The organism is Streptomyces sp. NPDC002490 (assembly GCF_040296045.1).
Lineage (GTDB): Bacteria > Actinomycetota > Actinomycetes > Streptomycetales > Streptomycetaceae > Streptomyces.
On sequence record NZ_JBEOWM010000012.1, the window covers coordinates 36965 to 47544 of the forward strand.

General features: G+C 68.9%; 6 protein-coding genes and 1 pseudogene. 2 read left to right on the forward strand and 5 right to left on the reverse strand.

Translation table 11 applies throughout. The features are described from left to right. Positions 1 to 18 precede the first annotated feature (18 nt). Positions 19 to 275 (reverse strand): annotated as a pseudogene (locus tag ABT092_RS10215) (zinc ribbon domain-containing protein); the annotation flags it as partial. A gap of 201 nt (positions 276 to 476) precedes the next feature. Beyond that, positions 477 to 1451, reverse strand: coding sequence for a helix-turn-helix transcriptional regulator (locus ABT092_RS10220; RefSeq protein WP_351241904.1), 975 nt, complete (start codon positions 1449 to 1451; stop codon positions 477 to 479). Between the two features lie 79 nt (positions 1452 to 1530). Between ABT092_RS10220 and ABT092_RS10225 the strand changes: the two genes are divergently transcribed. Both ABT092_RS10225 and ABT092_RS10230 read left to right on the forward strand, forming a co-directional pair. Further along, positions 1531 to 2265, forward strand: a complete 735-nt coding sequence (locus ABT092_RS10225; protein WP_351241906.1) for an alpha/beta fold hydrolase — start codon at positions 1531 to 1533, stop codon at positions 2263 to 2265. Then, complete coding sequence (locus ABT092_RS10230; RefSeq protein WP_351241908.1) at positions 2175 to 2984, forward strand: DNA glycosylase AlkZ-like family protein; 810 nt, start codon at positions 2175 to 2177, stop codon at positions 2982 to 2984. The genes ABT092_RS10225 and ABT092_RS10230 overlap by 91 nt, the downstream gene beginning before the upstream one ends. Here the strand turns inward: ABT092_RS10230 and ABT092_RS10235 are convergent. The 3 genes from ABT092_RS10235 to ABT092_RS10245 are packed head-to-tail and all read right to left on the reverse strand — an operon-like array spanning position 2933 to position 10575. Further along, positions 2933 to 4312 (reverse strand): polymer-forming cytoskeletal protein, encoded by a 1380-nt coding sequence (locus tag ABT092_RS10235; protein WP_351241910.1) that lies wholly within the window; start codon positions 4310 to 4312, stop codon positions 2933 to 2935. The genes ABT092_RS10230 and ABT092_RS10235 overlap by 52 nt on opposite strands. 42 nt (positions 4313 to 4354) lie before the next feature. Further along, the gene (locus ABT092_RS10240) at positions 4355 to 8038 is read right to left on the reverse strand and encodes a hypothetical protein (RefSeq protein ID WP_351241912.1); all 3684 of its coding nucleotides are present in this window, start codon (positions 8036 to 8038) and stop codon (positions 4355 to 4357) included. Positions 8039 to 8055: 17 nt separating this feature from the next. Continuing rightward, complete coding sequence (locus ABT092_RS10245) at positions 8056 to 10575, reverse strand: hypothetical protein (RefSeq protein ID WP_351241914.1); 2520 nt, start codon at positions 10573 to 10575, stop codon at positions 8056 to 8058. Between the last annotated feature and the right edge of the window lie 5 nt (positions 10576 to 10580).

The following is a 10580-nucleotide window of genomic DNA, read 5'->3' on the forward strand; positions in this document are numbered from 1 at the left end:
CCCGACCCGGACGCTACGGCGTCCTTCGACGAGGACGTTGCGGGCCGCGTTGTGGTCGCGGTCGTGCACCGTGCCGCCCTCGGCGCCCACCCGCTCACGGACGTGGAGAGGCTTCGGGCCATCCCGGAATCCGCAGGTCGAGCAGCCTGGGAGGAGGGGAAGGCCCGGTCCACCGTGGAGAAGGTACGGCCGTGTTTGACCGCCTTGTACTCCAGCATGCCGAGGAACGCGGACCGTGCCGCGTCATGCACGGACTCGGCGAGACGGGTGCGTCCGCAGGCGCCTCGTCGGGCGAGCCCGATCGCCGCCGGTCGTCGGCGAGCATCCGTGGAGTTCGGTCACCGGTTCGGTCGTCACGCCGTCCCGCCCGTCCGGTGCTGCCGCAGCAGATGCATGCGCCTCCCCCGGCGGCCGGAACGGCCCGCCCGCAGATCGCGGTGATCACGGTAGGGGCTCTGCCGCGGTGAATCCGGCGTCTACTGCGGTAGTTCTTCCGGTTTCCGCAGGGCGGCTGCGACGAGTTGGGCGGCCAGGTCCGTGAGCGCCTGCCGTAGTTCGTCGGGACGGTGGACGGTGAAGGGCCACTCCAGGGAGGCGAGCACATGGGCCATGCCGTCCAGCCGCTCTGCCCGTGCGCGCATCAGGACGCCGGTGGGCCGGGCGGTGAGGGTCACCGCTGAGCGAGGTAGCCGGCGAGCGACCTCATCGAGGGGGCCGTGGATCGTCACCTCGACCTGCCAGCGGTAGGTCCCCTGGGCGAGGGTCGAGGTGAGGTGGGCGACGGGGTCGAAGCCGTCGGGAGCGGTGAAGCTGTCGGCTCGGGCGGTGACGGAGGCGATGCGGTCGATGCGGAAGGTCCGCAGGCTGTCGCGGAGGTGGTCGTGGCCGACGACGTACCAGCGGCCGGTGTGGAAGACCACGCCGTAGGGGTCGATGTCGCGTTCGGTGTGTTCCTGGCGCCAGGAGTGGTGGCTGATACCGACGGTCGTGCGGGCGCGGGACGCCTGGGCCAGTGCCAGGAGGACGCCGGTGCCGGGTGCCTGGCCGGTCACGGCGTTGGCGGTGAACGACAGGGTCTCCCGCATGGCGGCGAGCGGTTCGCGCAGGGCGTGCGGAAGCACCCGCTCGACCTTGGCCAAGGCACCGGCACTGGCCGGCGCGGCGGTGCCCATGCCCAGACGTTCCGCCGCGAGCAGGCCGAGAACGACGGCGAGGGCCTCGTCGTTGGTGAGGACCAGCGGTGGCATCCGGTAGCCGCGGGCCAGTCGGTAGCCGCCGTAGCGGCCGCGTTCGGCCTCCACGGGGATGCCCACGTCGCGTAGGTGGGCCGTGTAGCGGCGCACGGTGCGGACGTCGGTGTCCAGGCGGTCTGCCAGCTCCGCTCCGGTGAGCCGGGCATGGGACTGGAGCAGTTCCAGCAGGGTCAGCACGCGGGTGAGGGGATGCGACACGGATCACTCGGCATTTCAGGGCGGATTCTGTCCGGTATCGACTCTACGCTCCCGGCAGCACCTACTTCTGGGAGATCACATGGCCACCTTCGTACTCGTTCCCGGCGCCTGGCTCGGCGCGTGGGCTTGGGAGGACACCGCCCGCGCTCTGCGGGAGCGCGGCCACACGGCGCTGCCGCTGACACTGACCGGCCTGGCCGAACACGCGGACCGGGGCGGACCCGAGACGGACCTGGACACACACATCGCGGACATCACGGGATGCGTCGAGCGGAACGATCTGCGCGAGGTCACGCTGGTCGCCCACAGCTACGCGGGCGCTCCGGTGACCGGGGCGGCAGGACGTCTCGGTGACCGGCTGGAGCGCGTGGTCTATGTGGACAGCGCTCCATTCACCGCGGGCATGTGCATGCTCGACCTCATGCCGCCGCAGGTGGCCGACCAGCTGCGCCGGCAGGTCGACGCGTCTGGCGACGGGTGGCGGCTACCGATGCCGCCGTTCGAGGTCCTGGGCCTGTCCAGCAGTCTCGACGGGCTCGATGAGGGCCAGTTGGACGCCCTGCGCACGGGTGCCACCCCTCAGCCGTTCGGCACCTACACCCAGCGCCTCGCCGACCCGGCCGAACCCGGTCCCGGTGTGGACCGCGTCTTGGTGGCGTGCCATGACTTCACGGGGCTGCTGGATGCCGGGGTGCCGATGCTGGCCTACCTGAACCAGCCGCCGTGGCGGCGCTTCGACCTGCCCACCGGGCACTGGCCGATGCTGTCCGCGCCCGCCGAACTCGCCCGCGTCCTCGACCAGGCCGTCTCCTGACCGCGCCGGCCGAGAGGCACGGCCCGACGCCCGACCACGAGAGCGTCCGCAGGCTGTGGGCCGGTGCGCAGGCCCTGGCCGACGGAGCACGTGGGGCATCTGCCGAGGCGGTCGTCCGACGGGTCTTCGCCGTCCAGGCGCAGGACGCCACGGCCGCCGACCCGGGCATCCGGGTACGCGGCCGGGGCGTCACCGCCCGGGCTATCCGCACGGCATACGAGAAGGAGCGGAGCATCCTCCGCAACTGGTGCATGCGCGGCACCCTGCACACCGTTCCCGGCGACGATGCCCGCTGGGTGTCGCGCTTGCTGTCCCCGCGGATTCCTGCCGCAACCGGCCGCCGCTACCAGCAGTTGGGCCTGGACGATGATCTGCGCCAGCGCGCCGACCGTCTCATCCGCCGCCTTCTCACCGTGCACGGCCCGCTTACCCGGGCCGAGTTGACCGAGCGCCTCACGACCCTCGGTATCTCGCCGAACGGGCAGGCGCCTTTCCACCTGATCCGCCACGCAGCACTCACGGGCGTCCTCTGTCACGGTCCGCAGCGCGCCGGTGAGGCCACGCACGTACTGCCCGACGACTGGCTGCCCGCCACCGGGGACGCCCGGCGGGGAGGCGATCAGTTCTCCGATCACGCTATCGCTTCCCTACGGCCCATCGCGTACGGTCAGTTGACCCGCCAATATCCGTTGCTGACCCGATCTCCGGGCTTCCAGTAGAAGACCCTTCCGCGATCACTGTCGTAGTCGAAGTGATCGTTCGGCGCGTACAGGTACGCCTTCTCCGTCGTGTTGTAGAGGGTGATGGTGTCACCTTTCACCACGGCGGAAATGCCACCTCGTTTGATTTCCTTGGATGCGGCGACAGCGGAGGCGTTCACCGCCCCGTCGGTACTGATATCCCCTGTAGCTCGCACGGCCATTTCCGCGACGAGGTTCGATTTCGCGGTGAGAACACCTTCAGCCGTCAAGGTCTTCTTCGCGACCAACTCCCCGTTCACGGTGAGATCCTGGACTTCAGCGGCTCCGGCGGGGACGTTCAGGCCGCCTGTAGCGGTGATCGTCTTCGCTTCGAGCGAGCCGCTTGCTTTCAAGCTTGCACCCGAGACCTCACCATCACTGTGGATCTTTCCACCGCTCTTGATTTCACCCTTCGGTAGATTGATGCCCTGCTTGTCCGCGCCGATCTCGATCTTTGCCTCATCGACTTCGATCAGCGTTCTTCCCGTCACGGTCAGACCGGTGAGTTGCGGATTGCGGATGTTGACGGTGGTGGTTTGCGTGTGAGTGGTCTCCGCGATGACGTACTGGAGTTGGAAGGTCGTGTCGCGGTAGACCTCGCCTTTCCAGGTGTAGTCAAACCGACCGTCGTTCTTCCCCGTCTTGTCATGGTCGGGTTTGACCGTCTCCTTCGCTCCCGGTCCACAGATGATCTTGTATTCGAGTTTCGGGCCACGCCACTTGAGGACGACCTTTTCGCCCGCTCCCACTTCCTGGCCGAGCTGCTGCTGATCGGCGGCTTCCGCGTGGAAGTCCTGGACGGGCTCGGGGGGGACGTCGGGGCGCGGGTACTTGGTCAGGGGAAGGGTGGCGAAGCGCGGGTTGGGCGGCCACTTCTTGGGGTCGGTCGTGGTCTTTTCTCTGATCACGATGCGGGCGGTGCCGGGTTTGGTGCTGATCTTGCAGTTGCGGAAGATGAAGGCGGTTCCGGTGCTGGTGACCTCGACGTTGTCATGTCCTTTGGGCTTGGTGGCTTCGAAGATGGCGTAGTCGCCTTCAGGGAGGGCGGCATCGGAGTTCTTGTCGACGGCCTGGATGGTCCAGCCGTCCGCGCTGGCGTCGCCTGACTTGTCGCTGAGCAGACTCTGGGCGAGGTGGCCGTAGGGGATGGAGATGATGATGCTGCTGCAGTAGACAGTCTCGGTTCCTCCATTGGAGACCACGATCTGAAGAGTGCTGAGCGGGGTGGTTTCGTCGGCCGCGGCCCGGAGCGGGAAGGGATCGCTGATGATGGCGTAGTCGAGCAGCGGCGCGTTGTCGTCTGTCATGGCGATGTGCTCCATTGGCGTGGGGCGGGTGAGCAGGGCGGATCAGTCAAGGAATCCGCCGGTCAGGCGCAGGTACCCGGTGCGTACGGTGGGGTGGTCCTCGTCGAGGCGAGCCGTCTCGTCGATCTGGACGAGGGGTTCTTGGTGCCAGGCTGGGGGTTTGCCCGCTTCGGTGGTGTTGAGTTCCGACCAGTTCCAGGCACCCCGGGCGGCGGTGGGGTGGGGCAAGGCGAGGGCGGTGGTGAACGCGGACTTGTTGGGCTTTGCGTCGGGGTCGGGGACCGCGCGGGGTGCGGTGAGGACGGGGCTCAGGCGCAGGGCGGTCTGCATCGCGGCGAGTGCGGCGCGGGTGAAACGTGCGGGCAGTTGCAGGGGGGTGACGGGCAGCAGGTCGGTGGTGGCGTGGACAGCCGCCTGGGGGTCGAACAGCACGGTCAGGTAGGTGTGGGTGGTGGAGTCGGCGGGCAGTCGGTGCCAGTTGTCGGCGGCGATCTTCTTGATGTAGCCGGTCTGCTTGGTGTCGGGGGCCGTGTCCACGGCGTAGAAGGTGGCGTAGTCGGTGAAGGCGCTCTCGGTGGTGTCGGCCGTCTGGTTGGGTTCGGTGAAGTAGCCGATGAGTCCGTCGCCCAGTTGTCCGGCGTTGCCGAGGCGGATGGGCCAGTGGAGTTCGAGGTGTGACATCGTGGCGGGCGGCTTGCCGTTGTTGTCCTTCACACGCTTTCGCCACTGGGTGAGGGCCTGCCAGTCCAGGGCGTGTTCCCAGCCGGGATCGCTGACGGGCGGGCCTTCGAGTTCGATGCCCATGCGGGCGCGGGCCAGGGCGAGAGGCCGCCCGAGGAGGGTGCCCATGACGTCGTCGCCGTAGGGGTTACCGGGGTCGATACCGTGCAGGACATGGGCGATGGTGGCCAGCAGTTCCAGAAAGGCGGTCTGTCCCTTCGCGACGAGTTCGGTGGCGAAGTCGTGGAGGACGGGCTGGTCCTTCTTGAGCTGGTCCAGGGTGTGGACGGCGGAGTCCGGCAGGGGCGACCAGGCCACGACGGTGGTGACTTTCTCCTCTGCCAGCGTGAGTTGGGGGCGCAGTTCGCCCAGGGGCTTGCCGTCCGCGGCGTAGCAGAGCAGTGCCCGGTCGACGTAGTTGGGGACGATCCACGCGCCCACGGGGGTGGTGCCCGCGCTCATGTCGACGTACCGGGTCTTGTCGTTCTGGCTGACAAAGTCGAAGCGCAGGCGCGCGGGTTGCAGCAGACGGGGCGGGAGCTGGACGAAGCGGTCTTTTCTGGTGCTCTCGGCGTACCTGCCGTTGGGCTTGAGGCTGTCTCCGATGAGCGGGGTGACGAGGTCGCTGTCCTTTTGCAGGACGGCGTCGAGGCTCTGGCCGAACTCGTCAACGACGGTCAGGGCGGCGACGGCGAACTGGCCTGCGCGGATCTGAGTGAAGCCGGACGCTTGCCATCCCTCGAAGGGCAGGGGCAGCGGGCCGGGGTCGGGCAGGTGGTCGAAGGCATCGCCGACGAGTTCACCGACTCGGCCGGGCGGGGACAGGTTGGGAGCCTTGTCCCGTCCGGCGAGTGCGTCGGTCAGGCCGTCCGTCCTCTGGGAGAGCACGTCGGCTTGGGCGACGGTGTCGGCGAAAGCGGTGAACGCGGCGGCGAGTCGTCTGCCTTCCTCGTCCGGACCGGCCTCGGCGGCGTACTGCCGGGCGACGGCGACCATCTTGTGCTGGGGCAGAGGGACGAGGAAGCGGCGGCCGATGATCTCGTTGCGCCCCAGGTGCGGATCGGGTGCGCCGTTCGTCCATGTGTAGCGGCCGCCGTCGAACTCCCAGTTCGCCTTCTTCGACTCCTGGTCGGTGTGCGGGACGTGCCAGTAGCGGACCTTCCACTGGTACAGCAGGGGCTTCCACGGCTGCCGCCACGTCGGACACTTGAGATCCTCCGGAACGTTCGGCCCGGGTTTGCCGATCAGGTGGACGAACTCAGCGAGAAGGTCGGGCACCAGCGAGGGCAAGTTGTCCAGGTGCAGCTTGGCGAACTCGGCGGGCAGGCTGTGATCGCCGAGGAGTTGGGTGTGGGTACGGCAATTGAGCAGGCTTCCGGGGGCGGTGGAAGTGGTGAGTGCCGAGTGAGGCTTGCCGCCCCGGGTCTGGCCCAGGACGACGGTGGGGTCCGTTGCCTGCCAGAACGAGGGCAGCGCCTCACTGCGCAGCTCCCAGCCACCCTGCGTCGTGGCGTTGTGCTCGGTGAGCGCCTCGGTGGCCTTCGCCAGCCGGGTGGCGTAGTCGGCGACCTGTTTCCGACGGCGCACGACTTCGTCGGCGAGGCGTCCGCATTCGGTGGTGGCGGTCTTGCCCGCGCCGGTCTCGGCGATCTCCTGGTAGAACTGCTCGCGTGTGTACTGAGGAGGCAGCAGGGGACGCCCGTGCATCCACCACAGGGTGTAAAGGCGCTGTTGGAGGGCACGCAGTTCCCGTTGGGCCTCGTCGAGGTCTCTCTGACAGGTGTTGAGGTCGGCCAGGAGCTTCTCGGCGGCGCTGGAAGCCGTGGACCAGGTGACCTCCGCCGGGTTCCGCGGGGCGTTGCCGTTGGGATTCGTGGTCGGTACCAGGCGCCAGGCGGTGCCGCCGGCGCGCTGTTCGAACCAGCTGCGGTGCGTGTCCTGGGCAGCGAGGATGTCCCCGTCCGGGCCATCGAGGGTGTCCAGGTGTCCGGCGGCGAACATGTGGAGGAGGTGCGCCGCGTCGTCGCCCGCCTTGAAGAGGTCGGGTTTGGCGGCGGCGGCCTCGTCCGCGCTGGACCCGAAGGCGATGGTGATCTTCGTCTTCTCCGGGAAGTCGCTGTCGGGTGGCTGGGGAGCGCCGGGCTTCCAGTCGATCCCCGCGATGCGCCCGCAGTACAGGGTGGAGGTGGGTGTCCAGCTGGCGGAGGTGTCCGTGCTGACCTGCCATCCGAGGTCGGCCAGGACTTCCGCCAGCGTCTGCTTCTGGGTCTTCTTCTGGTTGAGGTCGAGCAGACGGATGAGTTCTTCCTGGCCCGAGTCGGAGTACCAGCCGATCACCTGGTAGTCGACGGCTCCGGAGGAGAGCCCAGTGAGCGGGTCGTGCAGGGAGAACACGTTGCGGTGGTAGGGCTCGAAGATGTGGAAGGTCATCAGGCCCGGCCCCACCGCGGTGAGGAACAGCTCCTTGCGGTGCTTCGCGGCCGGTTCCGTCCAGGCTTGCGCGCTGGGCCCGATGTCCGTGGCACGGCCGATCCGGGTGGTGACGAGCGTGGACCGGTAGGGCGTCTTCGTCGGTTCGTCGGCACCGTTCTTGACCGGGTGCACGAAGGGTGACGCACCCTTACGCGAGTCGAGGTAGTCGCTCTCCACCAACCAGGCCCCTGCCTTGGTCTGGTCGGTGCCGACGCGGCGCACCACCAGCCATCGGTTGGGCACGAGCGGGAACTCGCTGCGGCCGCCTGGGGTGCGGGGTCGGCCGTGGCGCAGGCCGGCGGGAAGCTGCCATCGCACCACGACTCCGTTGTCCAGGTACTGGCTGCTGTTCTTGCTGTTCCAGGACGTGTCGTTGGAGAACGCCCGGGGTTCGGGAGTGGCGTTGTAGTGGAGCAGCTTGTATTCGGGAACCCAGCGGCGGAACCCCCTGCCGCCGCGCAGGCGGACGGCGTCGGTGACGGCGAGGGCGTCCACGGTCACGGGGACGATCAGCTGGGAGGCGGTGTCGGTCACGTGTGCTGGCCTTCGTCTCAGGATGCCGGGCGGGGTTGGACGCTGAAGGTCCGCCGCTGGGCCGCGTTGATCATCTGAATGGCGAACTCGCTCGGCGTGAGGGCGTCCGTGCTGGTGCTGCCGGGGTCCATGAGCTCGTGCTGGAGGAGGGCGGCCCGCAGCTTCCTGGCCAGCTCGGTGACCTTGAGGACGTTGTCCGGACCGCCCGCGGGCGTGGGCCTCAACAGAGAGCGCAGCTTCTCGGTGCCGGGGTCGGGGTACTGATGGGTGCTCTCCTTGCCGACGGTGCCCTTCAGTCGCCGCAGGCGGATGACACCGTCGTCCAGTGGGTCGTCGGTCTGGCCGCTGGAGGGTTCGTCGATGCCGAAATGGAGGCCCTGGGCGGGCTCGGCCAGCTCGATGCGGCCGGGTACCCCGTCGATGAGGACCAGCAGCACATCCCGGGCGAGCTCCTCACGGCGGACGACCGGCAGCGGCGTCTCCGGCGTTCCGCTGCCGGACTTCGGCTCCTGGGCAGCGAGGTAGGGGCGGACTTCCAGTGCCGGCCAGCCGGTCACCAGCTGCGAACGGATCAGTAGTCCGGTCATCGGGGTAGACGGGGCCAGCAGGTCCTTGAAGAGGTGCTTGTCGCATTCCAGGTCGAAGTCACGGGCGAGGCCGACGCTCAGGGCGCCTTCCACCGCGGTGGTGATCCAATCCTGGTCCAGGTAGAAGAACCGTACGCTTTCCGCCGGCAGCATCCGCGCGTCCGGCACCAGATGCGGGAACGGCACGCCTTCCAGGCGGCGCAGCCCGGCCAGCCAGTTCCGCACGAGCAGGCCGTCCTCGCTTCCCTCGACGGTGGTGTCCCGTCCGTGCTGATCACCGTTGTCGCCGGTGCGTTCGGGCCGGTCGCCGGCCGGTGCGGGCCCGGTGGTGCCGGTGAGGCCCGACAAGGCGGTCTTCAGGCGTGCACGCAGGTCCGGATCCGTGCGCAGCAGCTGTCCAGTGATCCGGGCGGTCGCCGGGAGTCGGGTCGCCAGCGGAGGCGGGGACACGACCGGCACGGCCGCACCGCTTCTCCTGGCGGCGGGGGTGGGGGCGTCGGCCCAGGCCCGGGCCAGATCCGGAGCCCCGGCGGTGACCAGCGCCTCCAGCCGGGTCCGGGCGCCTCCCCCTGGGGCACTGGCTCCTCTGTCGCCGGGCGGACCGTGCGCGTCTAGCGCATACGCGGACCGTGATTCCTCCAGATGGGCGCGGGCGAGGTCATGGGCCTTGGCCCGCAGCCGCAGGAGCGCCGCACACATCTCACGGTTGGCAAGCGCCACACCACGCCCGGCGGTGAACGCCACCGCGAGGGAAACGTCGAAGATGCCGTACCGCGCCAGATAGACCAGTGCCTGCGCCGCGCACCGCCGTCGCTGCTCGTCCGACCGCGGCTTCGCGGGCACCGGTGTGAAGGGGCCCCGGTACCAGCCGAACGTCATCCGCCCCCACTCGGTGCGGCACGCCAGCGGGAGGTAGCCGTCTTCCAGCCGGGCGAGGACCTCTTTCTGCTCGGCGCCCACCGCGCGCCGGCCGTTGGAGGGCACCGCTAGCAGCAGTCCGGACCCGTCCGCCCCCTGGGAAGGCAGGAAGTTCTCCGTCAGGGCGGCGAAGCCGGGCGAGTGATCGGGCAGGGTCTCGAACGCAGCCGACCACAACGACACCAGCCGCAGCTTCCCCGCCTTGCCCTTGTAGGCTTCGTCACTGGTGGGGAGGCGGTCCAGCCAGCCTTCCAGCGACACCAGGTGTGCCACGTAGCGGCCGCCAGCCGCCCGCGGCAAGCGGGACGAGACCATCACCGCGTAGTCACCGATCACGATCTCGTCCCGCGAACGGAACGCCTGTTGATGCTGCTCGTTGACCCGCCGCAGATGTGTGAGACGGGGCAGCTCCTGCCGCTGCGGCGCGAGTGCATGGAACACGGCGGCGTCCACCAGAATGGTTCGGCACAGCTCGTTCTTGTCGTCGACGGGGTTGGCCGTCAGGTCGACGTCGGGCAGGGTCACGCCGCTGCCGTCCCCGGGGTGGCGGGCACCCTTCTCCCCCGCGGTGATCTCGGGCGCGGAGCGCTGCTCGGTCGTGCCGAAACAGTGCGGGTCTTCGGTCAGTTCCCCTTCCGCGAACAGCAGCAGAGCCATCCACGGGAGCCTGTCGTCGGGCTTGGTCTCGGCGGAGGTGATGTCCCGTTCCCAGGGGAGCGTCGGCCGGTTCAGGGCGACGTGCGGCAGCACCGTCGAGTACAGGCCCACCGACCCGTCGGGCGGGTAGAAGCCGTGCATCCACTCCGGCTGTAGACCGAACCGCGGGGCGCGCACCTCGATGGCCTGGGTGACCGGCGTCTTCTCGGTGGGCAAGTAAGGCTGCTTCGCGTCATCGACGCTTGTGCCGTTCTTCGTCAGCGTCTGCGAGGCGGCGAGGGAGTAGATGCCGGCGGCCAGTTCGGGGACGAGGTAGTCGACGAACTCGACGGCCAGGCTGGGGTCGGGGTCGCTCAGGTACTCGGGCGCGATCACAGATG

Excerpts from the sequence above, each read along its gene's own strand:
- ABT092_RS10225 (WP_351241906.1), top strand. The coding sequence starts at position 1,531 with ATGGCCACCTTCGTACTCGTTCCCGGCGCCTGGCTCGGCGCGTGGGCT.
- ABT092_RS10235 (WP_351241910.1), bottom strand. The coding sequence starts at position 4,312 with ATGACAGACGACAACGCGCCGCTGCTCGACTACGCCATCATCAGCGAT.